This is a genomic window from Pseudomonas syringae (genome assembly GCF_000737245.1).
GTDB classification, from domain to species: Bacteria; Pseudomonadota; Gammaproteobacteria; order Pseudomonadales; family Pseudomonadaceae; genus Aquipseudomonas; species Aquipseudomonas syringae_J.
The window spans coordinates 165,467-191,312 of sequence record NZ_JPQU01000089.1 but is presented as its reverse complement, the minus strand read 5'-3'; the positions used below and the strand labels follow the sequence as shown (position 1 = coordinate 191,312).

At 58.1% G+C, this 25,846-nt stretch carries 26 protein-coding genes and 2 pseudogenes; 15 read left to right on the top strand and 13 right to left on the bottom strand.

Going from position 1 to position 25,846, the window contains the following annotated elements; all coding sequences use genetic code 11:
• Positions 1 to 43 precede the first annotated feature (43 nt).
• Positions 44 to 808, top strand: coding sequence for a CHAD domain-containing protein (locus tag IV01_RS01685; RefSeq protein ID WP_032631554.1), 765 nt, complete (start codon positions 44 to 46; stop codon positions 806 to 808).
• A 115-nt stretch (positions 809 to 923) separates the two neighbouring features.
• Entirely contained in the window at positions 924 to 1,718 is a 795-nt protein-coding gene (locus IV01_RS01690; RefSeq protein ID WP_032631553.1) for an acyl-CoA thioesterase, read from the top strand.
• Between the two features lie 156 nt (positions 1,719 to 1,874).
• Here IV01_RS01690 and IV01_RS01695 read toward each other — a convergent pair.
• From IV01_RS01695 to IV01_RS01705, 3 genes and pseudogenes are all read right to left on the bottom strand, one after another.
• Positions 1,875 to 2,096: pseudogene (locus IV01_RS01695) on the bottom strand (terminase); the annotation flags it as partial.
• A 241-nt stretch (positions 2,097 to 2,337) separates the two neighbouring features.
• Positions 2,338 to 3,819 carry a methyl-accepting chemotaxis protein gene (locus tag IV01_RS01700; RefSeq protein WP_032631550.1) on the bottom strand — a complete coding sequence of 494 codons (1,482 nt, stop codon included), beginning with the start codon at positions 3,817 to 3,819 and terminating at the stop codon, positions 2,338 to 2,340.
• A gap of 97 nt (positions 3,820 to 3,916) precedes the next feature.
• Entirely contained in the window at positions 3,917 to 4,741 is an 825-nt protein-coding gene (locus tag IV01_RS01705) for a TatD family hydrolase (protein ID WP_032631549.1), read from the bottom strand.
• Positions 4,742 to 4,932: 191 nt separating this feature from the next.
• Between IV01_RS01705 and IV01_RS01710 the strand changes: the two genes are divergently transcribed.
• The 3 genes from IV01_RS01710 (at position 4,933) to IV01_RS01720 (ending at position 7,559) form a co-directional block, all read left to right on the top strand.
• Positions 4,933 to 6,357: a transglycosylase SLT domain-containing protein gene (locus IV01_RS01710; RefSeq protein ID WP_032631548.1), complete on the top strand. Its 1,425-nt coding sequence runs from the start codon at positions 4,933 to 4,935 to the stop codon at positions 6,355 to 6,357.
• A gap of 96 nt (positions 6,358 to 6,453) precedes the next feature.
• The gene (locus IV01_RS01715) at positions 6,454 to 6,888 is read left to right on the top strand and encodes a DoxX family protein (RefSeq protein WP_032631547.1); all 435 of its coding nucleotides are present in this window, start codon (positions 6,454 to 6,456) and stop codon (positions 6,886 to 6,888) included.
• A 368-nt stretch (positions 6,889 to 7,256) separates the two neighbouring features.
• On the top strand, positions 7,257 to 7,559 hold the full coding sequence (locus IV01_RS01720; protein ID WP_032631545.1) for a hypothetical protein: 303 nt from the start codon (positions 7,257 to 7,259) through the stop codon (positions 7,557 to 7,559).
• Here the strand turns inward: IV01_RS01720 and IV01_RS01725 are convergent.
• From IV01_RS01725 to IV01_RS01740, 4 genes are all read right to left on the bottom strand, one after another.
• A complete protein-coding gene (locus tag IV01_RS01725) occupies positions 7,546 to 8,442 on the bottom strand; it encodes a hypothetical protein (RefSeq protein WP_032631544.1) in 897 nt (298 codons plus the stop codon). The two genes, IV01_RS01720 and IV01_RS01725, sit on opposite strands and share 14 nt — an antisense overlap.
• A gap of 144 nt (positions 8,443 to 8,586) precedes the next feature.
• A complete protein-coding gene (greB, locus tag IV01_RS01730) occupies positions 8,587 to 9,084 on the bottom strand; it encodes a transcription elongation factor GreB (protein ID WP_032631543.1) in 498 nt (165 codons plus the stop codon).
• Between the two features lie 36 nt (positions 9,085 to 9,120).
• On the bottom strand, positions 9,121 to 11,628 hold the full coding sequence (locus IV01_RS01735) for an ABC transporter permease (RefSeq protein WP_032631541.1): 2,508 nt from the start codon (positions 11,626 to 11,628) through the stop codon (positions 9,121 to 9,123).
• On the bottom strand, positions 11,628 to 12,311 hold the full coding sequence (locus IV01_RS01740) for an ABC transporter ATP-binding protein (RefSeq protein WP_032631540.1): 684 nt from the start codon (positions 12,309 to 12,311) through the stop codon (positions 11,628 to 11,630). The genes IV01_RS01735 and IV01_RS01740 overlap by 1 nt, the downstream gene beginning before the upstream one ends.
• A gap of 10 nt (positions 12,312 to 12,321) precedes the next feature.
• Between IV01_RS01740 and IV01_RS01745 the strand changes: the two genes are divergently transcribed.
• The 3 genes from IV01_RS01745 (at position 12,322) to IV01_RS01755 (ending at position 14,388) form a co-directional block, all read left to right on the top strand.
• Entirely contained in the window at positions 12,322 to 12,927 is a 606-nt protein-coding gene (locus IV01_RS01745; protein WP_032631539.1) for an arylesterase, read from the top strand.
• Positions 12,928 to 12,984: 57 nt separating this feature from the next.
• Positions 12,985 to 13,278 carry a hypothetical protein gene (locus IV01_RS01750; protein ID WP_032631537.1) on the top strand — a complete coding sequence of 98 codons (294 nt, stop codon included), beginning with the start codon at positions 12,985 to 12,987 and terminating at the stop codon, positions 13,276 to 13,278.
• 141 nt (positions 13,279 to 13,419) lie between these two features.
• Positions 13,420 to 14,388 carry a L,D-transpeptidase family protein gene (locus IV01_RS01755; RefSeq protein WP_032631536.1) on the top strand — a complete coding sequence of 323 codons (969 nt, stop codon included), beginning with the start codon at positions 13,420 to 13,422 and terminating at the stop codon, positions 14,386 to 14,388.
• A gap of 1,059 nt (positions 14,389 to 15,447) precedes the next feature.
• Here IV01_RS01755 and oprI read toward each other — a convergent pair.
• Positions 15,448 to 15,699 carry an outer membrane lipoprotei OprI gene (oprI, locus tag IV01_RS01760; protein ID WP_002553018.1) on the bottom strand — a complete coding sequence of 84 codons (252 nt, stop codon included), beginning with the start codon at positions 15,697 to 15,699 and terminating at the stop codon, positions 15,448 to 15,450.
• A gap of 573 nt (positions 15,700 to 16,272) precedes the next feature.
• Here oprI and IV01_RS01765 point away from each other — a divergent pair.
• On the top strand, positions 16,273 to 16,554 hold the full coding sequence (locus IV01_RS01765) for a GNAT family N-acetyltransferase (RefSeq protein ID WP_032631534.1): 282 nt from the start codon (positions 16,273 to 16,275) through the stop codon (positions 16,552 to 16,554).
• Between the two features lie 69 nt (positions 16,555 to 16,623).
• Here the strand turns inward: IV01_RS01765 and IV01_RS01770 are convergent, their stop codons facing one another.
• Positions 16,624 to 17,700 carry a 3-deoxy-7-phosphoheptulonate synthase gene (locus IV01_RS01770; RefSeq protein WP_032631533.1) on the bottom strand — a complete coding sequence of 359 codons (1,077 nt, stop codon included), beginning with the start codon at positions 17,698 to 17,700 and terminating at the stop codon, positions 16,624 to 16,626.
• Between the two features lie 221 nt (positions 17,701 to 17,921).
• Here IV01_RS01770 and IV01_RS01775 point away from each other — a divergent pair, with 221 nt between their 5' ends.
• The 5 genes from IV01_RS01775 (at position 17,922) to cysB (ending at position 21,889) form a co-directional block, all read left to right on the top strand.
• A complete protein-coding gene (locus IV01_RS01775) occupies positions 17,922 to 18,257 on the top strand; it encodes a thioredoxin family protein (protein ID WP_050508005.1) in 336 nt (111 codons plus the stop codon).
• 36 nt (positions 18,258 to 18,293) lie between these two features.
• Positions 18,294 to 19,250, top strand: a complete 957-nt coding sequence (locus IV01_RS01780) for a putative 2-dehydropantoate 2-reductase (protein WP_032631530.1) — start codon at positions 18,294 to 18,296, stop codon at positions 19,248 to 19,250.
• A 20-nt stretch (positions 19,251 to 19,270) separates the two neighbouring features.
• Positions 19,271 to 20,176 (top strand): 5'-nucleotidase, encoded by a 906-nt coding sequence (locus IV01_RS01785; protein ID WP_032631529.1) that lies wholly within the window; start codon positions 19,271 to 19,273, stop codon positions 20,174 to 20,176.
• A 104-nt stretch (positions 20,177 to 20,280) separates the two neighbouring features.
• Positions 20,281 to 20,784: a universal stress protein gene (locus IV01_RS01790; protein ID WP_032631527.1), complete on the top strand. Its 504-nt coding sequence runs from the start codon at positions 20,281 to 20,283 to the stop codon at positions 20,782 to 20,784.
• A gap of 130 nt (positions 20,785 to 20,914) precedes the next feature.
• Positions 20,915 to 21,889, top strand: a complete 975-nt coding sequence (gene cysB, locus IV01_RS01795; protein ID WP_032631526.1) for an HTH-type transcriptional regulator CysB — start codon at positions 20,915 to 20,917, stop codon at positions 21,887 to 21,889.
• A 142-nt stretch (positions 21,890 to 22,031) separates the two neighbouring features.
• Here cysB and IV01_RS01800 read toward each other — a convergent pair whose 3' ends face one another.
• Positions 22,032 to 22,766 carry a phosphoadenylyl-sulfate reductase gene (locus IV01_RS01800; RefSeq protein ID WP_032631525.1) on the bottom strand — a complete coding sequence of 245 codons (735 nt, stop codon included), beginning with the start codon at positions 22,764 to 22,766 and terminating at the stop codon, positions 22,032 to 22,034.
• A 46-nt stretch (positions 22,767 to 22,812) separates the two neighbouring features.
• Between IV01_RS01800 and IV01_RS27600 the strand changes: the two genes are divergently transcribed.
• Positions 22,813 to 23,025: a hypothetical protein gene (locus tag IV01_RS27600; RefSeq protein ID WP_195758826.1), complete on the top strand. Its 213-nt coding sequence runs from the start codon at positions 22,813 to 22,815 to the stop codon at positions 23,023 to 23,025.
• Here the strand turns inward: IV01_RS27600 and IV01_RS26530 are convergent.
• The 3 genes and pseudogenes from IV01_RS26530 to pabB all read right to left on the bottom strand — a co-directional run.
• Positions 22,971 to 23,108, bottom strand: a pseudogene (locus IV01_RS26530) (chorismate-binding protein); the annotation flags it as partial. The gene IV01_RS27600 and the pseudogene IV01_RS26530 sit on opposite strands and share 55 nt — an antisense overlap.
• A 17-nt stretch (positions 23,109 to 23,125) precedes the next feature.
• The gene (locus tag IV01_RS01805; protein WP_032631521.1) at positions 23,126 to 23,734 is read right to left on the bottom strand and encodes a hypothetical protein; all 609 of its coding nucleotides are present in this window, start codon (positions 23,732 to 23,734) and stop codon (positions 23,126 to 23,128) included.
• Positions 23,735 to 24,449: 715 nt separating this feature from the next.
• Positions 24,450 to 25,793, bottom strand: coding sequence for an aminodeoxychorismate synthase component I (pabB, locus tag IV01_RS01810; RefSeq protein WP_032631520.1), 1,344 nt, complete (start codon positions 25,791 to 25,793; stop codon positions 24,450 to 24,452).
• Between the last annotated feature and the right edge of the window lie 53 nt (positions 25,794 to 25,846).

Below are 25,846 nucleotides of genomic sequence, written 5' to 3'. Positions count from 1 at the left end.
GGCCTTTAAAAGATGCCCATGAATAACCGATAAGGAATGACTCATGTCATCAATGGTTGACCATTTAGTCGCTGAAGTTCTGGCTTTGCACATCAGGTTGATTGCCTGTCACGAGCGGCTTTCGGCCGCCACCGACAGCGAAGCCCTGCACGACTTGCGTACCACCGTGCGCCGCTTGCGCAGCCTGCTGCGGCCCTTGCGCGGCCTATCGGGCGTCGAACAGCTGGAAGCCGCAGCCAAGGCGGTAGGCGACTTGACTACGCCGCTCAGGGATATGGAAGTGCTCGCCGCGCACTTGGCGGAGGAGGGCCGCATGGTCGCCGCCGATATCCGTATCAAAAAGGTCAACCAGGCCTGGTCCCGGGTCGCCGCCAGCGCTGAAGTCAAACGTCTGCTGGAAATCCTCGATCAATTCCCAGGCTTCATCCGCGTACAACAACGGCAACAGTTATTGCGTGGCCTGCGCAAGAGCATCGAAAAGGCCATGGACAAGCAGTGGAAACAATTGCGTAAAGCGATTGCCGACCCTGCCCACGACCGCCATCGTCTGCGCCTGCTGATCAAGCGCGTGCGCTACGCCGCTGAGGCTTACCCGGAACTGAGTCATCAGCCGAAGAAAATGCAATCGCGCTTGAAGGCCGCTCAGGGCGAACTCGGCAACTGGCACGATCACCTGCAATGGCTGGCGCAAGCCGGGCGGGAAAGTGATCTGGCGCCGTGCATCGCGGGCTGGCAGGTGGGAATCGTGCGCGCGGAGAAGAAGGCCGATGTCGCGCTGGAGCGTCTGAGCGAGACCTGCTTCGGCTAGATCAACCTGCAAGGCTGGGGACCCGGCCGCATGAATGGCCGATATGGCGCATGCGGTTTGAGTATTGGCTGGTTAAGATCGGGGCTGTTGCAGCTTTTCCATGACGGGGTCCTCCATGAAGTTTTCCGAACTGATCGACGCGGTGCAGAGTCATCCGCTAGCGGTGACCATTCCTGCGGAGTGGGGCCAGGGCCGGGCCAGCTTTGGCGGCCTGGTGGCGGCACTGCAATATGAGGCGATGCGCGCCAGGGTGCCGAGCGATCGACCCATTCGATCCTTGGCGATTACGTTTGTCGGGCCGGTTGAGCCTGGTGTGCCAGTTGCATTTGAAGTGGAAGTGTTGCGCGAGGGCAAGGCGGTCAGCCAACTGTTGGGCCGCGCTATGCAAAACGGTCAGGTCATGACGCTGATTCAGGGCAGCTTCGGCGCCGCCCGTGAGTCGACCATCTCGGTGCGGGCTGAAACCGCACCAGCGCTGAAACCGGTGGAAGCCTGTCAGCAGCTGCCTTTTATCAGCGGCATGATGCCCGAGTATTTGCGCTTCATGGATCTGCGCTGGGCGTTGGGTGGTCTGCCATTCAGTGGCACGCCATCAACGGCGATTGGCGGTTATGTGCGCTTTCGGGATATCGAGCAGGGGCGTATGAGTGAGGCGCATCTGTTGGCACTGGTGGACACTTGGCCGCCGGCGCTGTTGCCTCATCTGAAGAAACCCGCGCCGGGTAGTTCTCTGACCTGGACCATCGAATTCGTGCAGCCGTTGCCCGAAGTCAGCACCCATGACTGGTGCAGCTATAAAGCGGTAATCGAGCACGCCAGAGACGGTTACGGTCATACCGCCGCGATGCTCTGGTCGCCGAGCGGGGAGTTGATGGCCATCAGTCGACAGACGGTGACGGTGTTTGGGTAGGAGCGTGCTTTGAGCAGGCCTGTGGGAGCGAATGCATTCGCGAATGCGGAGTGTCAGGCGCGGATGTGCGACCGGTTGTACGCCTTCGCGAATGAATTCGCTCCCACAGGAAATTCCAGGCTGAACATATCTGCTGACCCTAAGCTCTTCCTACCCGTTCCGCCCGTGGCGTTGAATGCCGAGAGCGGCGATCAGGCCAATCACGCCAATGGCCAGGGACGCGAAACTCAGCGAAACCACACCGTCGATGATTAACAGCGCTGCCAGGATAAACAGTGGCACCGCCATGACATTCAGGACAAGGCTGGTCGGATGGCGATGATGTTCCACGCAGTTGCGCCAGTGCCATGCGTGGAGATTGAGAAGTCGCTTGCCCATTACTGCTGTCCTCTTCAAACCGCCGTCAAAACCGGCGTCGGTGTTTGAAGATTAGGCCTGACTCCGCGTTGCTGCGAATCAAGGCTGACTATCGGTGTGATAGCTGGCAATGGCGTGGAAGTGGAATAAGTCTCTGTGGGAGCGAGCTTGCTCGCGAATGCGGCGTGACAGTCTGTAAATCATTGCTTGACCCGGCGCCTTCGCGAGCAAGCTCGCTCCCACGGGAGGTTAGCTAATTCTGTTACAGCCTCAACTGCCCGATCGCCTTGCTTAACTCACCGGCCAGTGTCGCGAGTTCATCACTGGTGGTCGCTGAATCGACGGTCTGGTTCACGGTTTTTTCGGTCACGTCGCGAATGCTCACCACCGCGCGGTTCATTTCTTCGGCGACCTGGCTCTGTTGCTGAGCGGCCACGGCGATCTGGGTGTTGCTCTCGCGCATTTGCGCCACCGCACCGGCGATAGCCGCCAAGGCCTCACCTGCTTCCTGCGCCTGTTGCACGCATTCGTCGGCCTTGAACGAGCTGTCCTGCATAAAGTCCACTGCATCCCGGGTGCCAGCCTGCAACGCGGAAACCATGGTGGTGATTTCATCGGTGGAAGTCTGCACCCGTTTGGCCAGATTGCGCACTTCGTCGGCCACCACGGCGAAACCCCGGCCCATGTCCCCGGCACGGGCGGCTTCGATCGCGGCATTGAGTGCCAGCAGATTGGTCTGCTCGGCGATGCTGTGGATCACCCCGACCACGCTGTTGATCTTCTGGCTGTCTTCGGCCAGACGCTGGATCATCTGCGCAGTTTGCTGGACGCCGGAGGACAAGCCTGCGATGGACGTCTGCACGCGCTCCACCACCGCCTGGCCGCCACCGGCCAAGGCGTCAGCCGTTTGTGACTGGTCGCGTGTGGCGCCTGCATGCTGGGCGATGTGATACACCGTGGCAGACATTTCATTGATCGCCGTGGCTACTTGATCGGTTTCGCTCTGCTGGCCCAGCATGCCGTGGCGTACGTCGCTCATGCCCGCCGCCAGGTGTGCAGCGCCCTGATCCAGCCGCGATGCGGTCTGGGCGACGGTAGTCACCACTCGCTGATAACCCGCCTGCATGGCATTGAATGCCTTGGCCATCTGGCCCACTTCATCTTCGCTAGCCAACGGCACGCGGGCCGACAGGTCGCCGCTTTTTTCCACGTGGAGCATGACGTCCTTGAGCGTATTGAGCTGGCTCAGAAGGAAGCGGATCAGCAGCTGTGATGCACCGAGCATGGCCAGCATCAGCACGAACACAGCCACTGCGTAGTTGGCGAAACGTGCTTCGAGCACCTGGGCCAGACTGGGTGCAAACGCCAGGACGGCAGCGCGTTGTCCATCGGCGCGGACGATGACCTGAGCGCCAATCAGGGTCTGTTCGCCGCTCAAGGAAGCGTGGTTCAGCTCGACCCAGTCCTTGGCATCAGCCAGTTTCGGCAGTGGCTGGTCCTTATATTTCGGGGTTTGTCCTGCTGCGAAGGTCGGCACCGCCGGGTTGGACGGCAGAGCTTGTGTACCGGGCCAGGCGCTCAGCAGGCTGGCCTGACTCTGAGCGGCTTGTTGCGCGGCTTCGACACGTGCCTGTTGTTCCAGTTGCAGGGCGTAGATCACCAGCAGCAGCGTGGTAATGAAGGCGACCGCATTCACGGCCCAGAACTTGTACTTCAGGGAAAGATTGCTAATCCAGGTGCCCATAGGAGGTCTTCTTTGGTTAGTCGTTAGAGGTGTACGGCAAGGTGCCACCATCGTGCGACAAATCTCGAAGCGTCTCTTGATTCAGGTCAAGCCAAGGTTAGACATCTTCTGCTTCCGGGACTATTTCCGGTAAAGCGAAGAACGCCCGGGCCGTAAGGCTGGTATGGGCGGCGAGTTGTTCGTGGGTTTCGCCACGGTGCAGGGCGACTTCGCGCAGTACTTCCGGCAGATAGGCGGGTTCGTTACGGCCATTTTTCGGCTTGGGGCGCAGGGTGCGGGGCAGCAGATACGGCGCGTCGCTTTCCAGCATCAACCGGCCACGGGGAATGTCTCGTACCAGCGGATGCAAGTGGGCACCCCGGCGCTCGTCGCAGATCCAGCCAGTGATGCCGATGTGCAGGTCCATGTCCAGGTAGCTGAACAGCGCTCGCTGTTCGCCAGTGAAGCAGTGCACAACCGCCGCAGGCAAGCGGTCTCGGTAGTCGCGCAGGATGTCCAGCAGACGCTGGTTGGCGTCGCGCTCATGGAGAAACACTGGCATTTGCAGTTCAACCGCCAGTGCCAGATGAGCTTCGAGGACTTTCTCCTGTTGCGGTCGTGGCGAGAAATCCCGATTGAAATCCAGCCCGCATTCGCCAACTGCCCGCACTCGATTTTCTTTGAGCAGTGCACGCAACTGTTGCTCGGTGTCGCTTGTCCAATCGCTCGCCGAGTGGGGGTGAATGCCCGCCGTGCTGAACAGTCGCTGAGCATCTGGGTCCAGGTCGTGACACAGCTGCAAAGCCTCTTCGCTGCCTTCGACACTGGTGCCGGTGACCAGCAATTGGCAGACGCCCGCGGCATAGGCACGGTCGAGGACCGCCTGTCGTTGCGAGGCGAAGCTTGCGTTAGTCAGATTGACGCCGATGTCGATGAGCTGCATGGTGCTACCTTGAGTTGAAGGCCGCTGAGGATATCAGAGCTTCGACCCTAAAAATAAAAGCCAACAGAATCATTGGCTTGCGATGGTCATTTCAGAGGTGTCGACAGCCAGTCGCTGCAAGTACCCCTCTGGCACTACTGAAATTCTTTCTTTTTATTGCGCTTTTCGACCGGCATTTCCCTGGAGAGTGAATGATCCGAGCCTCGCTATACCTCACTGTTTCGCTGTTGGTGTTGCTACCGTTTTCGGCCCACGCCCGACAGGCAGGTCCGCAGGCCGTTGAGCATAAAACCCCTGTGCGCGATCTGGCGGCGATTCGCAGTAGCAAGGTCTTGCGGGTGCTGGTCAATCAAAGCCGCAACAGTTCCGGGGATGTCAAAGGCGAAGAGATCGGCGTCGAATATCATCGTCTGCAGGCCTTCGAAAAATACCTGAATGGTCACGCCCGCGACGGCCAGCAGGTGACATTCAAAATCGTGCCCAAAGCCAAGAACCAGTTGCTCGGAGCGTTACAGCGCGGCGAGGGAGATCTGGTGGCGCCCGGCGAATTACTCGATACCCGCAACGCTAATGGCATCGCCGCCAGCGAGCCGATCATCAGCCATGTGCCGCTGGTCCTGGTGGGCGTCAGGGGAGAGCGGGGCTTGCGGCACATTGAGCAGTTGTCCGGCAAAACCCTGAGCCTGTCCACGGGCAGCGCCGCCGACAATGCAGTGCATCAGCTGAACCAGCGTCTGGCCCTGAAAAAACTCCCGCCGGTGAAAATCGAGTGGGTCGACCCGAGCCTTGCCGTCGAAGATGTTCTGGAAATGGTTCAGGCGAAAATTTTTCATCTGACTGTCGTCGAACAGCCCATTGCCGAGCGTTGGGCCAAGGTCATGCCCAAGCTGCGGGTTGACCGGGCGCTGACCCTGAGCAGCAACAGCGACATGAACTGGTTCGTCCGCCAGGACGCATCGGTGTTGCGCGCCAGCATCGATCGCTTCCTCAAGACTTACAAATCCCCGGCCAATCAGGATCTGGCGTTCGAAAAGGCCTATAAAAACCTTTATCGAGTGCACAACCCGCTGGCGCGTGCCGATCGTCAGCGTCTGGAACAGCTGCGCCCGACACTACAAAGGCACGCCGATGCCCAAGGCATGGATTGGCTGAACCTGGCTGCACTGGCCTTCAAGGAATCCGCTCTGGAACCGGCTGCCCAAGGCAGTGGCGGGGCGACTGGATTGCTGCAAATCACCCCTTCTGCAGCGAAGCGGGTTGGGGTCAATAACATTCAGAGCACGGATAACAATGTGCAGGCCGGGGCGAAATACCTGGCGCTGATCCGTCGCAAGTTTTTCGCCGGGCCAAAATTCAATGAGCGCGAACGTATGGCCTTCACACTGGCCGCCTATAACCTTGGACCTGAACGGGTTCAGGGCATGCGCCAGGAAGCCCGACGCAGAGGCTTGAACCCCGATCAGTGGTTCTTCCAGACCGAACGCGTGGCCATGGAGCAGGCAGGTATGGGCGTGGTGACCTATGTTAATAGCGTGAACAAGTATTACCTGGCGTTTGATCGTGAACGTGATTCGCTGGAAAGCGCTTCGAGAAGTCAGTACACAATGCGTAAGTGATCGGTTAATTCGATAATTATGCTGTTGTTTTTGCAGTATTAATATTTACTTAGTCGATTAAGATGGCGCCATCACTTCATTCACGGAATAAGCGTCATGAACTCAAAAATCAAAGCTGTTTTCACCACTCGCGCAGGTTTCGGTCTGACTGTTGTACGGATTCTGGTGGGTATTATCTTTGTCGCTCACGGTAGCCAGAAACTGTTCGGCGCATTCGGTGGCTACGGCCTGGAAGGTACGGGTCAATACATGGCGAGCCTCGGTCTGACCCCGGGTTATCTGATGGCATTGTTGTCTGGTAGCGCTGAATTCTTCGGCGGTCTGGGCCTGGTAGTCGGCTTGCTGGCACGTCCTGCGGCGTTGGTGCTCGCGGCGACGCTGGTAGTGGCGATTTTCTCGGTGCACATCAGCCACGGCCTGTTCATGGCTAACAACGGCTACGAATTTGCCCTGGCGCTTTTGGGCGGTGTGATTGCGGTCCTGATCGAAGGGGCTGGCAAGTTTTCGCTGGATCGCAAGATTGGTAACTGACCAACCATAACGCCCGGAATGAAATGCTTTCCCTGTAGGAGTGATCGGGGTGGCGCTCCACCTTGCTCGCGATTCGGTTTGTCTGTCGATGAATCATCGTCTGTTCTGACGCTATCGCGAGCGAGCTCGCTCCTACAGGATTTAGGTGTTGTTCCAACACAAAACCCCACTACTGGCATTTGACAATCAACCGGCGGCTTCTCTAGGATGCTGCCCATGCGCCGATTTAAACAACTACTTGCGGGGCGCCAGGTGAGCATGAAGCTTGCCGATAGAAGTCTCACGGCTTCGAAATACCGCTAAAGCGTTGGATCGGTGTTGCCTCTCACCGCTGCCCAGCGGAGAACCTGAGGCTGAGACAAAACATCATGAGCCAACCTGTCATTCGCATCTCCCCTATTGCTACCCAGTTTTCCCGGCGTAATCCGCAGATCCTCTTGTGCGGGCCCCATCAGCCGACTTTGTTGCGTTATCTGGACGGTCGCCCACGGCGCAATGGCGGGCCCCACGCATTCCTGATCAAGTTCGTGGAACCCACGCAGTCCCTGGCGCAGTTCAAGGACAATCAGTTCGATCTGGCGGTGGTTCTTGCTCCCGCAGCTGACCAGGTCGAAGAAGTCGTCCGCCACCTGACCCGCATCGCCCGCCAGGGGCTGATCACTCGCGGTTGAATGGGCAACGCTGGCGCAGCCCGGCCCTTATGATATTGGCGTGAATGCAGTCCTCGACAATGTTGCTGCGCAGCGCCCAGTCGGTATTGATGATGTGGAAGTTCTGAATGTAGCTGCGGGCTGATTCAGACTTGAACCATTCGTTGATTTTTTCGCTGAAATCATCCGGTACATGAAACGGCAGTACGTACTTGGCGCATTGAATGGATTGCAGCTGGTAATCAGGTTTTCGGCCTTCGGCCACCTCATCCATGAAGAGTTTTAGGTTGGAGGTGCTGATCAGGTTCTCCCCGGACCAGCACTGATCCACTCCGTCCCAGAATTTCCAATGGGTCATGGGGTCATCGTAGGCAATCACCACGTTTTTGCCGGGGTGCTGCGCCCACAGTTCGCCGAGCGTCAGAAAACGCAGGTCATGTTGGATTATCCGTTCTCCAAGGCTGTGAATAATCTGACGGACCAACTGATGGTGAGCTTCATCGGTGAAGTTTTTGAACATGTGAAAATCCAGAATCACGATCTCTCTGGCTTTGTCACCCGATTGCTCAAGCTTGCTGTAGAAGCCCAATAGAGCGCCAAGAATGTCGATCGCAATAGTGCGTCCTGAGCTGGTGGCATGGTAAATCTGGAACCTGCGGGGGTCACCAGGGGGGTATTTTTCGTAGTACGAGACCCTTAAATCCAGCACCCGGATGCCATTCTGGATCTGCTCCAGAGGTGATACGTCTTGAGTGATTTCCTGCGGCAGGCTCATATTGGGTGACTGCTTGTCCATGCCTGCGTTGTGCGTGCCGGCAAGGATAAGTTCGTCAATTCGCAATGTTCCGATTTGCGGTGTCAGTGCCATCCAGTTGTAATGCTTCGGGGTTGCGGTGCTGGTCATACTGTCATCCTTGACATGTCTGATGAGGATTGAGCGCGGCTGAAATTTGCGCACACGCTGACGGACAGTCTGGTTTTTATGATCAGACTGTCAAAGTTGCGAGAGGTTAGAGGTATTGCTAAAGGTGACGGTGGTGGATAGTTGTCACAGGTAGTCGATGGCGACGATGTAACACAGCTGTTCGCCAGTTGGAGTCTGCACTCGGACTTCAGCATCCAGCGGCTTGCCAATCAGCGCCCGGGCCAGCGGTGAATCGATACTGATCAGGTTCAGCTTCAGGTCCAGCTCATCGGGGCCGACGATCCGGTAGCGTGCCTCCTTGCCGTCCTCATCCTCGACGGTTACCCAGGCGCCGAAATACACCTTGTTCAGATCGCTGGGATGCTCGCCCACCACTTTGAGGCTTTCCAGCCGCTTGGTGAGGAAGCGCACTCGACTGTCGATCTCCCTGAGCATTTTTTTGCCATAGGTATATTCGGCGTTTTCCGAGCGATCACCTTGAGCAGCCGCCTCGCTGACCGACTGCGTGACCTGCGGACGCCGAACATGCCACAGCTCGTGCAGCTCAGCCCGCATCCGCGCCTCACCTTCGGGGGTAATCAGCGCGGTGCCAGCGGTGCGGGGAGGGCGGTAGCGGCTCATGAATGATCGATATCAATGACTGAGCCGCGCAGTTTATCAGCCATCACGCAGCACCGTCAGCGGGCTGACATTCAAGGCCCGGCGAGTGCCGAAAACCCCAGCGCCACCGACGAGCAAGGCGCCAATCACCGGCAGCAGCAACAGCCACGGGTGAGGTGTCCATTGCAGGTCGAATGCGTAGCGATACAGGGCGAACGTCACCAGCTCGCAACCCAGTGCCGCCAACAAGCCGCTGACCGCGCCCAGCAGGCCAAACTCGATGCGTCGCGCCTTGATCAACAAGGCACGCTCGGCGCCCAGGGCGCGTACCAGTGCGCCCTGCCGAATGCGTTCATCGAGGGTGGATTGCAAGCCGGAAAACAGCACCGCTACACCGGCCGCCAGCACAAACAACAATACAAACTGTACCGCCAGGGTCACCTGATCGAGGATGCTGCGCACTTGGGCCAGTAACGCTTCGACGCCCAGAAGGCTGATCGCCGGGAATGCCCGTGACAGCTCGACGATCTGTTTGTCGTTGCCAGCTGGCAGATAGAAGCTGGTCATATAGGTGGTCGGTAAATCCTGCAGGGTGCCAGGCTGAAAGATGATGAAGAAGTTGGGCTGGAAGGTGTCCCAGTTGACGTCCCGCAGGCTGGTAACCACTGCATCGCGACTCAGGCCACCCACGGTGAAGCTCAACTTGTCACCCAGCTTGATCTGCAGACTTTCCGCCAGTTTGGTTTCTATCGAAACCCCCGGCACCGCGCTGGTTTCTCCGTCGGTTGACCACCAGTTGCCAGCAGTCAGGGTGTTGCCTTCCGGCAGGTTGGCGGCCCAGGTCAGGTTCAGATCGCGGCGGGTCGCGTTTTCGCCGCGCGAATCTTTGGTGACGAAGTTGTTCACCGGCTCATCGTTGATGTTCATCAAGCGGCCAGGCACCACCGGATAGAGCGGCGCGGCGTGTGGCGAGAGTTTGCTGATCTGTTGCGCGAAGGCGTCCTTCTGATCTGGCAGCACGTTGAGCACAAAATAGTTGGGCGCATCCTTGGGCAGCTGATTTTGCCAGGTGTCCAGCAGTTCCCCGCGCAGCAGAGCGATCAAGCCCATGGACAGCAGAATCAAACCAAATGCCAGGGATTGCCCGGCAGCTGCCAATGGATAACGCAGCAGCTGACCCAGCCCCAGACGCCATGGCAAGGACGCTCCGGCCAACAGACGGCGCAGGCTTTTCAGGGTCAGCAGCAACAGGCCGCCGAGCACCAGTGCAGCAATTACGCCGCCGCCGAGCAGGGCGAAGGTCAGCACCAGATCCAGACTCAAGCGCCACATGATCAAGCCAAGCGCGAGCAGGGCAGCCCCGTAGACCAGCCAGGAGCTGGCTGGAATTGGCAGCATGTCCCGGCGTAGCACTCGCAACGGCGGCACCCGGCCCAAAGCGGCCAGCGGTGGCAGGGCAAAACCGGCCAGAGCCACCAGTCCGGTGCCGATCCCGGCCAGAGCAGGGAGTACACCGCCCGCCGGAACGGTTGCGGGCAGCAAGTCATGTAGCAGAGCAAATAGCGCCAATTGCGCCAGCCAACCCAGCAGTGCGCCGCTGAGGCTGGCCAATAAACCCAGCATCGCCAGTTGCAGGCTGAACAACACCAAGGCTTCGTTGCGCGACAACCCCAGGCAACGCATCAGCGCGCTGGCATCAAAGCGCCTTACGGCAAAACGCGCCGCAGACAGCGCCACCGCGACACCCGCGAGCAGCACTGCGACCAGACTGGCCATGTTCAGATAACGCTCGGCTTTACCCAGCGCACCACCAATCTGCTGACTGCCGTCTCGGGCGTCCTTTATCTCTTGATGAGGTTCAAGGCCGGGCTCAATGGCCTTGCGATAGGCCGCCAATGCCTCGGGCGGGCCGCTCCACATTTCCCGATAGCTGACCCGGCTGCCCGGTTGCACGACCCCGGTGGCTTGCAGGTCGGCGAGGTTGATCATCACCCGTGGCGTCAGGCTATAGAAATTACCCGCACGGTCCGGTTCGTAAGTCAGCACCCGGGTCAGCTTGAGAGTTGTGGAACCGACGTCGATGTTGTCACCGATTTTCAGATCGACTGCCGGAAACAGGCGCGACTCAGCCCAGGCTTCGCCGGGTTGCGGACCCCGACTCACTTCTTCGGCCTGGTAGAGGTCGGCTGCGCTTTTCAATTCCCCGCGCAGGGGGTAGGCCGTATCTACCGCTTTGATGCTGGACAGCTGAATGCCAGCATCGGTGGCGATCACCGTGGAGAACACTACGATTTGCGCATGATCGAGCTTGAGTGCTTCGCCCGCCTGGATCTGATCAGGCTTGGCCGGGCTTGAGCCTTCAATCACCAGGTCGGCACCGAGGAACTCAGTGGCACGCAACAGCATCGCGCCATTGAGGCGGGCACCGAAATAACCGATGGCGGTGCTGGCGGCGACAGCGACCAGGAGTGCGAAGAACAGGACTCGCAATTCCCCGGCGCGGGCGTCGCGCAGCAGTTGGCGAGTGGCGAGGTTCAGCAGACGGAGAAACGGCAGGCGTACCATCAAGGCTCCAATGGGGCGACCAGACGGCCACCTTCGAGACGGATCAGGCGGCGGCAGCGATGGGCCAGACGCTCATCGTGGGTGACCAGGACAAGAGTCGTGCCGCGCTCCTTGTTCAGTTCGAACAGCAAGTCGCTGATGCGCTCTCCGGTCTGACTGTCCAGATTGCCGGTGGGTTCATCGGCGAACAGTACGGCCGGGTCGGCAGCGAAAGCACGGGCAATGGCGACCCGTTGCTGTTCGCCACCGGAAAGCTGGCGGGGCGTGTGGGTCAAGCGCTTGCCCAGACCAACGCGCTCAAGCAATACCCGGGCTTGTTCGCGGGCGTCTTTGCGGCCTTCCAGTTCCATGGGCAGCATGACGTTTTCCAGGGCATTGAGGCTGTCGAGCAACTGGAACGACTGGAAGACAAAGCCCACGTGCTCGGCACGCACCCGGGCGCGCTGATCTTCGTCCAGCTCGCTGAGATTGCGACCTGCCAGCACTACGGCGCCTGCGCTTGGCAGATCCAGGCCGGCCAACAGGCCGAGCAGGGTGGATTTGCCGGAACCGGACGCGCCGACGATAGCCAGACTGTCGCCCTTGTTTAGTTCCAGAGAGAGTTCGTGCAGGATGGTCAGGTCACCTTCGGTGCTGGGGACCACTTTACTGAGGCTCAGAGCACTGAGAATACTTTCACTCATGGAGAATCCGATGCGTGCGTGGTTTTTAAGTGCTGGCCTGGGTCTGCTGTTGCTGTCACAAGGAGCGGCGGCGGGCACGGTGCTGATCGTTGGAGATAGTATCAGCGCGGCTTTCGGACTGGATACCCGTCTGGGTTGGGTAACGTTGCTAGAGCAGCGCATGAAAGAAGAGGGTTTCACCGACAAGGTGGTCAATGCCTCGATCAGCGGCGACACCAGCGCCGGAGGCCAGGCGCGGCTGCCTGCGCTGCTTGCAGAGCATAAGCCGGAACTGGTCATCCTCGAGCTGGGCGGCAACGATGGCCTGCGCGGCCAGCAGCCTGCTCAATTGCAACAAAACCTTGCGTCGATGATTGATCGCTCCAGAGCGGCGGGCGCCAAGGTGCTTTTGCTCGGCATGCAGATCCCGCCGAACTACGGGCCGCGCTACACCAATGCCTTCAAAGCGGTGTACAGCGATCTGGCGAAGGAGAAAAAGGTCCCGCTAGTGCCGTTTTTCCTCGAGGGCGTGGGCGGGATACCCGAGCTGATGCAGGCCGATGGACTGCACCCGGCAGCAGGCGCTCAGGGCAAGTTGCTGGAAAATGTCTGGCCGACGCTAAAACCGCTGCTTTGAGGCTTTTCTAGCGGGGGGCTTTCGGCTAAGGTGGCGCCCCCCGATCCGGAGCCCCCCATGCCACGTCCTGCCTGGTCCTTGCACGCCTATCAAATGATCGAGCCTGATGAACAGCTCGACCTGTTCGCGTGCCAGGAAGTAAAAGTGCATCTGGTGGCCCGGCAGCTCGAACTGGGCGGCACGATCGATCGCACCTTGTGCGGGACTTTGCTGCCAGCCCAGCCTCGCTGGTCTATGGTGGCTCGGGAAGTGTTTCGCGATGAGCGCCTGTGTTCGCTGTGCCGGGCGATTGTCGAGGCACAGAAGCGCGGCACCCGGCCGATCTGGCCTGAGCTGCGGTTCATGGAGTAGCTACGCTTGATGAAATGGCCGCTGTTCATCAAGCGGCCGAACCATCAAGTAGCAATCGCGCGACTCCCGGTTCTGCGGGGCTGCGTGTACACTGGCTGTCTCGTTTTCGTCTTCTTGCCGTATTGCCCAAGGATTTCCCGGATGTTGTCGCGCATACCAGCCGTTACCCGCTGTTTGTCGCTTGCTGCACTGTGTGCGGCGGGCTCCGTTTCCGCTCTGGAGTTCCCTCTGCCGCCGCCGGGTGAGGACATCATCGGCCAAGTGCAGACGATCACCGCCCGATACGAAGACACCTTCGCCGATCTGGGTACTCAGTACGATCTGGGTTATCTGGAAATGATCGCCGCCAACCCGGGCGTTGATCCATGGTTACCGGGTGCGGGTACGCAGATTGTGTTACCTACGCGCTTCGTGCTGCCACCTGGTCCGCGCGAAGGCATCGTGATCAACCTGGCCGAATACCGCATGTACTACTACCCAAAAGGTGAGAACGTGGTGCACACCTATCCGCTGGGTGTGGGTCGTGAAGGCTGGGGCTCGCCGATCGGCGTCACCAAAGTGATCGCCAAGACCCCGAACCCGACCTGGACGCCACCGGCTTCAATTCGCGCCGAGCATGCTGCTGATGGCGACCCGTTGCCAAACGTCGTGCCAGCTGGGCCGGACAATCCTCTGGGGCCGTTCAAGTTCGGCCTGGGTATGTCCGGTTACCTGATCCACGGTTCCAACAAGAAGTTCGGCATTGGCATGCGCACCAGCCACGGTTGCTTCCGCATGTACAACAATAACGTGCTGGAATTGGCGGGTATGGCGCCGGTGGGGACCACGGTGCGGATCATCAGCGAGCCGTACAAGTTTGGTCTTAGCGGTGGCAAGGTCTACCTCGAAGCCCACACGCCGGTGGACGACAACGGCAATCCGTCGGTTGTGGACAAGCACACGGCGGTGATCAATGCATTGCTCAAGCGTGAAGATCTGTCCAATAACTTGCGCATGAACTGGGATCTGGTGCGGGATGTGGTCGCAGCAGAAGATGGTATGCCAGTGGAAATCGCGGTGCCGGGTACCCCGGTGACGGCGGGTGTTCAGGATCAGATTCCGTTGCAGTGAGGGAAAGTTGTAATTCTTCGCAAGCAACGCTGTAGTTATTTTGGGTATATATCCATTGCTGCGGTAACGGCCACTTAGGGTTGCGCCCTTACGGCGCCTCACTTTTGAGAAGAAGCGCAAAAGTAAGCAAAACGCTCTTGCCCCACCACTCGGCACCTCGCTTAGGCTCGGTGTACCCGACCGCAGACCTTGAACCGTGGGCCGCCGCGAAGGGTCATCCCTGGCCCAGCGCGGCTAACCCGGCGTCCTGCCGGGTTGCCCACGGTTCAAGCTCAGCGTTCGGCCAGCGTGGTTTAACGGGGCGCCCAAGATCAAAATCAAAAGCGCGCGAGGCGGCCTGGCAGCCGACCTGCTTTCCTTCGTGTATGCCCCGCCTTATTAGTTGTATGTGCCATTGCCTTCGCGAATGAATTCGCTCCCACGGATGCGGTGTAATACTTTGGCCGACGCTAACCTGTGGGACCGGCTTTAGCCGGGAAGGCGGCATTGCGGTCGATACAGATGCAGTGGGTGTGCTGGCCTTTTCCCGGCTAAAGCCGGTCCCACATGGGAGTGCGGCTATTTTCGGGATATTGCCTTTTCCGTAGGAGCTCACCAGCATCGCGAGGCAGCGATGGCGTGTTGTCTGATACACCGCCATCGCGGCCTCGCGGTGCTCGTGCGCTCCTGCAGGGTCGTGTGTCTGCCGTGGGTTGATCACCGAATCGATACACCGAAGACAGCGGGGCAAGTTCACACCACAGGCCGGCTATCAGGCCGCCTCGTGCGCTTTTGATTTTGATCTTGGGCGCCCCGTTAAACCACGCCTCAATGTCGGATTACGGGCATGCCGAGCCAGGGCGAGGGACCAAGTGGTGGGGCAAGGACTTTTTGGTTACTTTTGGCTGGGCCGGCATTCCGGGCTGTTTGCCAAAAGTGACCCGCTGTAAGAGCGGAACCGTAAGCGGCCGTTACCGCAGAAATGTATATGTACACAATCATGAAGAGCCCAATAAAAAAGCCGACCCGGAAACCAGGTCGGCTTTTTTTGCTGCAACAATCAATAACCCCGAAGGATTATTACTTGCGGCTAGCCTTGTCCAACATACGCAGAGCGCGCTCGTTGGCTTCGTCAGCAGTTTGCTGAGCTTTTTGAGCAGCAGCCAGAGCTTCGTCAGCCTTGCGATAGGCTTCATCAGCGCGAGCTTGCGAACGAGCTGCTGCGTCTTCGGTAGCTGTCAGACGAGCTTCGGTTTCTTTGGATACGCTGCTGCAACCGGTGGCCAGAACTGCGGCCAGAGCCAGAGCAGAGAATTTCAGAACGTTGTTCATCGTGTTCCCCTTCAAGGACTTTTATCAAATTAGTCATCTCTCGAAAATGAGAAAATGACCGGCGTACATAGTACCCATTGTTTGTAGTAAGTAAACTGACCAAGCGCAAGAAGCCGCTAATTTTCCCGGCTTTGAAAGTGTTGCGCGTTACTTTTCATGTCATTTGGATGAAAAATATCCAACGGTCCGTTACGACCGCCTGCTCGGGCCTGAATACCGACACACCTCCATCCAGGGCATCCCGGATTCATCCCGGCATGAACAAACATCAAACCTATTCATGTTTAGCCCACGCCCCAGTGACTTTCAACTCGCGGGGGCGTCTCAATCGACATGATTTGGCAATGTTCGGTTCAACTGTCTGTGTAATCAGATGCTCGGTCGTGGTTTTTTGCGATCGACACGCTTGAGCATATTCCCAAATGACGCCTACTATTTGCAGGTGCTCTTTTGTTGGGATCAGCAAAGCTCTTCTCGGTGTCCAAAAACAGGCACGGGGTGGCGTAGATGTTCCTTCGCCGGAAAAACATCGGTAAGGTAGGGGTCAAATTCCAAGACCCGCGAGGAGTAGTGATGAGCGAGGCGTTGTCCATCCACCATGATCAGACCGGTCACCAGTTTGAAATCAACATCGACGGTCACCGGGCTTACCTGACCTATATGGATCTGGGTAAGCAGACGTTGGATATCTATCGAACCTTCGTCCCCAATGCCCTGCGTGGCAGAGGCATTGCGGCTGCATTGACCGAGCACGCGCTCGACTACGCCGACAGTATCGGTTACACCGTTATTCCTTCATGTTCTTATGTCGAGCGGTACATGGAACGCAATCAGCGCCAGGCCGCGAAGATCTGATCTTGTTGTAACCCGAGCCACAACCAAAAACGCCGAGCATATGCCCGGCGTTTTCGTGTGCGCTGTCAATCAGCCGCGCTGGCGGTTCGGCAGGACGTCCTTGAGCTTGGCATGCATGCTGCGCAAGGTTTTTTCCGTGCTTTCCCAGTCGATGCAGGCATCAGTGATCGAAACACCGTATTGCAGGTCGGATAGATCCTTGGGAATTGCCTGACAGCCCCAATTCAAATGACTCTCTACCATGAGGCCGATGATTGACTGGTTGCCTTCCAGGATCTGGTTGGCGACGTTTTCCATCACCAGCGGCTGCAAAGCCGGATCCTTGTTGGAGTTGGCGTGGCTGCAATCGACCATGATGTTCGGCTTGATCTTCGCCTTGGTCAGCGCCTGCTCACACAGGGCGACGCTCACCGAGTCATAGTTGGGTTTGCCGTTGCCACCGCGCAGCACTACGTGACCGTAGGCATTGCCCTTGGTGGTGACGATGGAGACGCCGCCTTCCTGGTTGATGCCCAGGAAGCGATGGGGGCTGGAAACCGATTGCAGGGCATTGATCGCAACCGTCAGGCCGCCGTCGGTGCCGTTCTTGAAGCCCACGGCCGAAGACAGGCCGGAAGCCATCTCGCGGTGGGTCTGGGATTCGGTGGTGCGTGCGCCAATGGCAGACCAACTGATCAGGTCCTGCAGATACTGAGGCGAGATCGGGTCGAGGGCTTCGGTCGCGGTTGGCAGGCCCATTTCAGCCAGGTCCAGCAGCAATTGGCGGCCGATATGCAAGCCGTCTTCGATCTTGAAGGAGTCGTCCAGGTACGGGTCGTTGATCAGGCCTTTCCAGCCCACGGTGGTACGCGGCTTCTCGAAATAGACACGCATCACCAGATACAGCGTGTCGGATACTTCGGCCGCGAGGGTCTTGAGGCGTTCGGCGTATTCGTGAGCCGCCTTGATGTCGTGGATCGAGCAAGGCCCGATCACCACGAAGAGGCGATGATCCTTGCCGTCGAGGATGTTGCGCACCACTTCACGACCCTGGCTGACTGTGTGCAGTGCGGCGTCGGTGAGCGGGATTTCGCGCTTGAGCTGATCCGGCGTGATCAGAGTCTCGTTGGAGGAAACGTTCAGGTCGTCAATCGGTAAATCAGCCATCGAGCTACTCATCAGTCACGTATGCCGGCCGCCAACGAACCCCGTGGGGCGAAGCCAGGCAAAGATTGAGCGAAACGGGGGACAGAACCTTAGCGCGTTAAGGCGTCATTCGACAATGGGCAAACGCCGGTTTATCTGGCGCGAACGCCGATTACTGGCCCAGCGGCAGGCGATGTGCGAGTCTGGCCGATTTGGACGCTTCCCACGTATGGAGCCCGAACTTGATTGAACTTGAGCTGAGCGACTTCGATATCGACCATCAGCTATTAGAACTGCCCGGTACATCGCTCCTGGTTTTTACCGGGGCCGGTTGCGCCAGTTGTCGCTACGCCCGGCAAAAACTTCCGGGGATGGACCTGGGGCTGGCGCGTATTTGCTGGATTGATGCCGAAGAAAACGGCGGTGCGGTAGCCCGTTACGAAGTCTTCCACCTGCCCGCAATGTTTGTGGTGCGTGACGGGCAGTTTTTCGGCACTTTGCGTGCACCACTGACGGCCAGCGATCTGCGTCAGTCACTGGCAGCCGCGTTATCCGGCGAGGCTGATGAGTTGCCTTAGAAACTTTCGAAACAAAGACCGTTAGGAAGGACATATATGAGTACAGAGCTGAAACGGCCGAGGATCGGCATTATTGGCACCGGCGCGATTGGCGGCTTTTATGGCGTGATGCTCGCTCGGGCCGGGTTCGACGTGCATTTTCTGCTGCGCAGTGAGTTCGACGCCGTCAGGCAGGACGGCTTGCAGATCGAGAGTGCCGTCTATGGCGACTTGTTGCTCAAGCCGGTTAAGGCCTACAACTCAGCGGCCGATATGCCGCCTTGCGACTGGCTGCTGGTGGGGGCCAAGTCCACCGGTAATGTCGGGCTGGCCCCGGCGATCATTCAAGCGGCTGCGCCGGATGCCAAGGTGCTGGTGTTGCAGAACGGTCTGGCAGTGGAAGACAACCTGCGTGAAGCGCTACCCGATTCCCTGCATCTGCTGGGCGGGCTGTGTTTTATTTCGGTGTATCGCTCGGGGCCAGGCAAGGTGGTGCATCAGGCCTTCGGGCGGGTCAATCTGGGTTATCACAGCGGTCCGGTCCGCAGCGATGAGATTCGCCAGTCGATTGTCGAACAGGGGGCGGGGCTGTTTCATGCTGCGGGGCTGGAGTCCGAAGCCATGGCCAATCTGGCCCAGGCGCGCTGGCAGAAACTTGTCTGGAATATTCCCTACAACGGCTTGTCGACCCTGTTGCGTGCCACGACGACGCCGCTGATGAGCGATCCGCAAACCCGCGCACTGATCCAGGCGTTGATGAATGAGGTGGTGCAGGGCGCCCAGGCCTGTGGTCATGAGTTGCCCGCCGGCTATGCCCAGTCGCTGTTCGCCATGACCGAAACCATGCCGGATTACCGCCCAAGCATGTATCTCGATTATCAGGAACAGCGGCCCCTCGAGCTGCAGGCCATCTACGCCGAGCCGCTGGCCGCTGCGTTGCAGGCTGGCTGCGATATGGTGCGGGTGCGTATGCTGCATCAGGCGCTGACATTTATGGATGCCGGCAATCACTGAATATCAGGGCACTAGATCGCATGGCCACGGCACACAGCAACAAACTGGTACTGGCAATCTCCTCTCGCGCCTTGTTCGATCTGCGCGAGAGCCATGCGGTCTACACCGCCGATGGTGTTGAGGCGTATCGCAAGTACCAGATTGATCATGAGGACGAGATTCTCGAACCCGGGGATGCCTATCTGCTGGTGGAAAAGCTCCTCAGTCTGAATGCAAGCCTGAGCAAAGCGCGGGTCGAGGTGATACTGGTCTCGCGCAACAGTGCTGACACCGGGCTGCGGGTGTTCAATTCGATTCAGCATTACGGGCTGGACATCACCCGTGCGGCGTTCGTCGGCGGTCGTAGTCCTTATCCGTATCTGGCGGCGTTTGGCTGCCATCTGTTTCTCTCCACCCATGCCGAAGATGTCCGTAGCGCCCTGGACGCCGGTTTCGCGGCAGCGACGATTCTCTCCGGCGGAGCACGTCGGGCCGCCAGTGCTGAATTGCGCATCGCCTTCGACGGCGATGCGGTGTTGTTTTCCGATGAGTCCGAACGAGTTTATCAATCCGGTGGGCTGGAGGCTTTTCAGGCCAGCGAGCGCGAGTCGGCCCGCGAGCCACTGCGGGGCGGGCCGTTCAAGCCCTTTCTGGCGGCGCTCAATTTGTTACAGCGTGAGTTCCCCGAGGAGACCTGCCCGATCCGCACCGCGCTGGTCACGGCGCGCTCGGCACCCGCCCATGAGCGAGTGATCCGCACCTTGCGTGAGTGGGACATTCGCCTGGATGAATCACTGTTTCTGGGAGGTCTTGAAAAATCAGCCTTTCTTGAAGCTTTCGCCGCCGATGTGTTCTTCGATGATCAACCGGGGCACTGCGAAAAAGCACGAGATGTAGTCGCCACGGGACACGTGCCACACGGCATCAGTAACGAATTGAAACCCTGATTATTCTCCCCCTCGGCGGGCGAGGTGGTAATTGCCGTCGCAGTCGTTAGCACGCTGCTAAGCTCAATCCATCTCCGCCATTCTGGCTGTCCGGGAGGTCGCTTATGATTCGTTCGATGCTCTATGCCACAGACCTTGGTCTGTACGCGCCTTATGTAATGCAGCATGCGCTGGCACTGGCTCGAACTTTCAAGGCAGAGCTGTACGTGGTGCATGTGGTGGAGCCAATGGGGTTGTTTGCCGAATCGGTATTGCAAAGTTATCTGGGTGAGGACGCGTTGAAGGATCTGCGCAGTCGGGGGTTGAATTCGCTCATTGAAGGTATCGAGCAGAAAGTCCTCGAGGGTTTCCGTGAGGAGCTGGGTGATGGTCATCAGGATCTGGCACTGATTCGTACCGTGCGTGTCGTGCAGGGTGATCCTTGCAACGTCATTCTGGAACAGGCCGAAGAACTGGAAGTGGACTTGTTGATTGTTGGCAGCCATAGCCGTGACGCCGAAAGCACTACTCCGATTGGTCGCACGGCGGCGCGGGTACTGCAATTGGCACAGGTGCCGGTGTACATGGTGCCGGGCTACAGCCGCAGCGGGCGCCGAACCAGCGGATAACTGGATTGAAATCGGGCGTGCCTTTATCGTTTAAAGATGATAAAAAGTTCTAGATTTGTCGTCTTAACCATTAATCCAGTTATATACCGTCGCTGATGCCCTTGGCGTCTTCCTGCTTTGAGGGATACATATGAAGCTTCAACAACTGCGCTACATCTGGGAAGTGGCGCACCACGACCTCAACGTTTCCGCGACGGCTCAGAGCCTTTACACCTCTCAGCCAGGCATCAGCAAACAGATCCGTTTGCTCGAAGACGAATTGGGGGTGGAGGTTTTCGCCCGTAGTGGCAAGCACCTGACTCGTGTTACGCCAGCGGGTGAGCGGATCATTACCACCGCCGGGGAAATCCTGCGCAAGGTCGAAAGCATCAAGCAGATTGCCCAGGAATTCTCCAACGAGAAAAAAGGCACCCTGTCGATTGCCACTACCCACACTCAGGCTCGCTATGCCTTGCCGCCGGTGATCAGCAATTTCATCAAGCAATACCCGGATGTGTCGTTGCATATGCATCAGGGCTCGCCGATGCAGATTGCAGAAATGGCCGCCGATGGCACCGTGGATTTTGCCATTGCCACCGAAGCGCTGGAGTCGTTCAGCGACCTGATCATGATGCCGTGCTACCGCTGGAACCGCTGCGTGGTGGTGCCTCATGGTCACCCTCTGACCAAAGCGCCCAAGCTGACGCTGGAGCTCCTGGCCGAATACCCGATCGTGACTTACGTGTTCGGTTTCACCGGTCGTTCCAAACTGGACGAAGCTTTCAGTCATCGCGGCCTGGAACCCAAAGTGGTGTTTACCGCCGCCGACGCCGACGTGATCAAGACTTACGTGCGTCTGGGCCTGGGAGTTGGCATCGTGGCGAAAATGGCGGTGGATCCCAAGCTCGACAGCGATCTGGTCATGCTTGATGCCAGCGATCTGTTCGAAGCCAGCATCACCAAGATCGGCTTCCGTCGTGGCACCTTCCTGCGCGGGTTCATGTGCGACTTCATCGAGAAATTCGCCCCGCACCTGACGCGTGAAGTCATGGCCAAGGCGATCCAGTGCCATAACAAACAGGAACTGGAAGAGCTGTTCGACGGCATTGAACTGCCGGTGCATTGATTCACCAGCAGGTTCGGCGGTCATTTGTGGGAGCGCTGCTTGCCCGCGATAAGGTTGACGCGGATTTCAGGAGAATCGCGTCCAGCCTTATCGCGGGCAAGCACCGCTCCCACAGGTCAGTGGTCCCCGGTCGAAGCCTCTGTCAAACCTTCGCGATCAAATTCCCCGAATGCAGCCCGCATTCCTTCTGGGTGGCTTCTTCCCACCACCAGCGGCCTTCGCGTTCGTGCTGGTTTGGGAGTACCGGGCGGGTGCAGGGTTCGCAGCCGATGCTGATGAAGCCGCGCTCATGCAGGCTGTTGTACGGCAGCTCCAGCATGCGGATATAGCCCCAGATTTCTTCGCTGGTCATCTGCGCCAGTGGGTTGAATTTGTACAGCGTGCGCTCGGGGGTTGAAAACGCGGTATCGATTTCCAGCGCGGCTACGTGGCTGCGGGTGCCGGGGCTCTGATCGCGGCGCTGGCCGGTGGCCCAGGCTTTGACTGTAGAAAGCTTGCGGCGTAGCGGCTCGATCTTGCGCACGCCGCAGCATTCGCCATGGCCGTCCCGGTAAAAACTGAACAGGCCCTTTTCCTTGACGAAAGGTTCGAGCTTCTGCTGATCCGGGCTCATGATTTCGATATCGATCTTGTAGTGCTCACGCACCTGCTCGATAAAGCGATAGGTCTCCGGGTGCAGACGCCCGGTGTCGAGGCTGAACACTTTGACGTTCTTGTTCAGTTTCCAGGCCATGTCCACCAGCACCACGTCTTCGGCACCACTGAATGAAATCCACAGCTCATCACCGAAATGCTCGAAGGCCAGTTTGAGAATGTCTTGTGCCGACTTGTTGGCGTAGGTCGCGGCAAGTTCGACGACGTCGAAAGGTGTGCTCATCAGGCGGTTTCCTAAAGTTGGCGCTTAGGCGCTCGTAATGAGGCGGATGTTAACAAAATCTTTCAGGGAATTGGCTGGTGGTATGGCCTCAGGCGGTGGTGGACCTGTGGGAGCGGTGCTTGCCCGCGATAAGGCGGACTCGGTGGGCCTGAATATCTGTGTCGCCCTTATCGCCGCCAAGCACCGTTCCCACAGGTTGTTCGTCTACCGCGCTTCCAATGTGCTCAGCAACACCCGCACCTTGGTAAACGTCTCCTGATACTCCGCCTCGCACTCGGAGTCCGCGACAATCCCGCCGCCACTCTCGACCCCCAGGCTACGGGTGTCGATTGAGCTGTCCATGGACACTATGAAAGGGATTACCACAAGGTGCCACACTTGAAAAATACATTGCCGCTCTCGGTATCACCGTCGTGACCTCTATACGTAATAGCTTGATTTTCGGGACATTCAAAAACGCTGTTCTCATAGTCGCCAACATCAACTTGAGGGCCGGGAACGACCTGTATAGCATTGCCCCATGAGTCGATAACTTTTGCACACTGATAAGCGGTCGAACCATGTTCGTCATCTCGATGGCGCCGCCCAGTCATCACGGTGTTCGGGGGGCAATCGTAAAAATGTTCTGATTCTTTTAGATTCCCGGACCACACCTTATCAACAACTTCGAGGCGATCAAACTGATTCACCCATCCGCAGCGGTAGTCAGTTCTACCCTTTTCGTCACCAAAATGCCGACTCCCAATCAGCACGCTGCCGTAACATTCAAAGCTATGATCATCTTCTGGCTTATCATTCTGCCAAGGCGCGGGATAAATCTCTGCGGCCGCGCGGGGCTTATCCACCGGTCTTGAATTATCCTCGGCGTTTGCCATCGTCAGGCCCAGGCATAGCATGCTCAACAGCGTGACGACAAACAGCCACGGAAGCGTTTTATTTGTTATCCAGTCTTCATTGAAAGGTTTCATTGGCTTGCTCATTATTCAGTTGGGCGATAACTTACTTTCCAAGGGATATCAATAGGGCACTGTTAAGTCTGATTAGTTGCCCAGCAGGGGCTATTGCAAGGCGACTCTTGGATTTCAGCCGTTCCTGATAACGCTAGCTCAATCACCAGTATTGGCAACCTAGTAGTTTTACTAGGTATACATCTGCACGTTTGAGGTGTAGAGCTTCAACGCTTTTCAATATTCAGTACGTTCACCACTTATCTGCACAGCGCTGAATCCATGAGCCTGAATCAAGCCGCTTCTATATCGGCAGGGACGAGATACGTTGGTACCTTGTCCTTGGGTAGTCAAGTAAAAAACTTTTAGCGGGTTAGTCAATGAGGTATTCAGTAGCAACTTCTAGCACGCCTGAGCCAGGCGTCTTTTTTTTATTGGATGCGAATGCTCCTATGGCAGACTCCAAGTCAACAGGTTTTTTGACCCGAAGTCTGTCGAGCGTTATTCCCTGGAGGAGAGTTATTTGTTTCGGGTTTCCGGTGAAAAGTTGACCACAGAGATCTAAACCTACCACGTCTGCATTGGACTAACTTCGGGCTCAGGCGGACTCAAGGCGATAAAAGTGTGATAGCACAAGTCAATTGCCACATCTATTGATTGAACTACCGCAGGCTGCGAATTGCGGTGTGTCAGGCAAACCTCTTTCGCAGCCTTCGGCAGATTCTACGGAAGAGTTTCAAACCTGTTCCAGAGTGTTGAGCAAAACCCGCACCTTGGTAAACGTCTCCTGATACTCCGCCTCGCACTCGGAGTCCGCGACAATGCCGCCGCCGCCCCAGCAGGAAACGGTGCCGTCCTTGATCAGGAGACTACGGATGGCGATGGAGCTGTCCATTTCGCCGCGGACATCCAGATACAGCAGCGAGCCGCAATACAGGGCGCGCCGGGTGGGTTCTAGTTCGTCGATGATCTGCATGGCGCGGATTTTTGGTGCGCCGGTGATCGAACCACCCGGGAAGCTGCCGGCGATCAGGTCCAGAGCGTCGTGATCGGCCGCCAGTTCGCCGGTCACGCTGCTCACCAGATGGTGCACGTTGGGGTAGCTTTCCAGGCTGAACAACTCCGGGACTTTCACCGAGCCAATTCGGCAACTGCGGCCCAGATCGTTGCGCAACAGGTCAACGATCATCAGGTTCTCGGCCCGATCCTTTGGACTGGCCAGAAGTTCAGCGGCGAAGGCGGCGTCTTCAGCACTATCGCGACCACGGGGCCGGGTGCCTTTGATGGGGCGGGTTTCCACCTGACGCTGGCTGACCTTGACGAAGCGTTCCGGCGACAAACTCAAAATCGCAGCGCCATCTGGCAGCGCCATATAGCCGGAAAACGGAGTAGGGCAGGCCTCCCGCAACGCGCAATAGGCCGCCCATGGATCGCCTTGAAAACCCGCCTGAAAACGCTGGGCGAAGTTCACCTGATAACAGTCGCCTGCCTGAATATAGGACTGAATACGGGCGAAGGCAGCGCGGTAATCTTCAGGGGTGAGATCGGCTTTGAATGAGGATGTCAGTCGAAAGGCGGGCTGCTCGGTCGCAGGTTCAGCTGTGAACAATGCCAACAAACGTTGCTGTTCAATCTCGTCCACCGAGGGATGGCACATCAACTGCGTAGTGCCCAGCAGATGATCGGTAATCACCGCCCAGGCATACAGTCCAAGACGAGCATCGGGTAACTGCAAATCATCGATAGCGCCACTGGGAAGCGGCTCCAGACGACGACCGAAGTCATAGCCGAGATAGCCCAGTAGCCCGCCGGCGAATGGCAGCTCACAGCCGGCAGGTAATTGCGCATTGCCCAGGCGAGCCAGGCTGGCGCGGCAGCGGGTCAAAAACGCAGCACCAGATTCCTGAGGTTCAGGCTGTAATTGCTCCAAAGTCCAAGCGCTGAGCACATCGAACCGGCCGCGCTCGGCAATCGGCCGGCCGCTGTCCAGCAGCACGGCACCGGGCGCATGGCGGAGCCTGCTGAAGTAATCGGCAGGGTTGGGGCAATAGGGCAGAGGAACGATGGAGCAGGTGGGCATGCCAGGCTCTGATCAACGGCGCGGGCGGCGATTGTAACCGCCCGCGGGGTTGG

Bases quoted from the DNA above. Each gene is read 5' to 3' on its own strand.
- IV01_RS01685 (WP_032631554.1), top strand. From the start codon at position 44: ATGTCATCAATGGTTGACCATTTAGTCGCTGAAGTTCTGGCTTTGCAC.
- IV01_RS01690 (WP_032631553.1), top strand. From the start codon at position 924: ATGAAGTTTTCCGAACTGATCGACGCGGTGCAGAGTCATCCGCTAGCG.
- IV01_RS01700 (WP_032631550.1), bottom strand. From the start codon at position 3,819: ATGGGCACCTGGATTAGCAATCTTTCCCTGAAGTACAAGTTCTGGGCC.
- IV01_RS01705 (WP_032631549.1), bottom strand. From the start codon at position 4,741: ATGCAGCTCATCGACATCGGCGTCAATCTGACTAACGCAAGCTTCGCC.
- IV01_RS01710 (WP_032631548.1), top strand. From the start codon at position 4,933: ATGATCCGAGCCTCGCTATACCTCACTGTTTCGCTGTTGGTGTTGCTA.
- IV01_RS01715 (WP_032631547.1), top strand. From the start codon at position 6,454: ATGAACTCAAAAATCAAAGCTGTTTTCACCACTCGCGCAGGTTTCGGT.
- IV01_RS01720 (WP_032631545.1), top strand. From the start codon at position 7,257: ATGAGCCAACCTGTCATTCGCATCTCCCCTATTGCTACCCAGTTTTCC.
- IV01_RS01725 (WP_032631544.1), bottom strand. From the start codon at position 8,442: ATGACCAGCACCGCAACCCCGAAGCATTACAACTGGATGGCACTGACA.
- greB (WP_032631543.1), bottom strand. From the start codon at position 9,084: ATGAGCCGCTACCGCCCTCCCCGCACCGCTGGCACCGCGCTGATTACC.
- IV01_RS01735 (WP_032631541.1), bottom strand. From the start codon at position 11,628: ATGGTACGCCTGCCGTTTCTCCGTCTGCTGAACCTCGCCACTCGCCAA.
- IV01_RS01740 (WP_032631540.1), bottom strand. From the start codon at position 12,311: ATGAGTGAAAGTATTCTCAGTGCTCTGAGCCTCAGTAAAGTGGTCCCC.
- IV01_RS01745 (WP_032631539.1), top strand. From the start codon at position 12,322: ATGCGTGCGTGGTTTTTAAGTGCTGGCCTGGGTCTGCTGTTGCTGTCA.
- IV01_RS01750 (WP_032631537.1), top strand. From the start codon at position 12,985: ATGCCACGTCCTGCCTGGTCCTTGCACGCCTATCAAATGATCGAGCCT.
- IV01_RS01755 (WP_032631536.1), top strand. From the start codon at position 13,420: ATGTTGTCGCGCATACCAGCCGTTACCCGCTGTTTGTCGCTTGCTGCA.
- oprI (WP_002553018.1), bottom strand. From the start codon at position 15,699: ATGAACAACGTTCTGAAATTCTCTGCTCTGGCTCTGGCCGCAGTTCTG.
- IV01_RS01765 (WP_032631534.1), top strand. From the start codon at position 16,273: ATGAGCGAGGCGTTGTCCATCCACCATGATCAGACCGGTCACCAGTTT.
- IV01_RS01770 (WP_032631533.1), bottom strand. From the start codon at position 17,700: ATGGCTGATTTACCGATTGACGACCTGAACGTTTCCTCCAACGAGACT.
- IV01_RS01780 (WP_032631530.1), top strand. From the start codon at position 18,294: ATGAGTACAGAGCTGAAACGGCCGAGGATCGGCATTATTGGCACCGGC.
- IV01_RS01785 (WP_032631529.1), top strand. From the start codon at position 19,271: ATGGCCACGGCACACAGCAACAAACTGGTACTGGCAATCTCCTCTCGC.
- IV01_RS01790 (WP_032631527.1), top strand. From the start codon at position 20,281: ATGATTCGTTCGATGCTCTATGCCACAGACCTTGGTCTGTACGCGCCT.
- cysB (WP_032631526.1), top strand. From the start codon at position 20,915: ATGAAGCTTCAACAACTGCGCTACATCTGGGAAGTGGCGCACCACGAC.
- IV01_RS01800 (WP_032631525.1), bottom strand. From the start codon at position 22,766: ATGAGCACACCTTTCGACGTCGTCGAACTTGCCGCGACCTACGCCAAC.
- IV01_RS27600 (WP_195758826.1), top strand. From the start codon at position 22,813: ATGTTAACAAAATCTTTCAGGGAATTGGCTGGTGGTATGGCCTCAGGC.
- IV01_RS01805 (WP_032631521.1), bottom strand. From the start codon at position 23,734: ATGAAACCTTTCAATGAAGACTGGATAACAAATAAAACGCTTCCGTGG.
- pabB (WP_032631520.1), bottom strand. From the start codon at position 25,793: ATGCCCACCTGCTCCATCGTTCCTCTGCCCTATTGCCCCAACCCTGCC.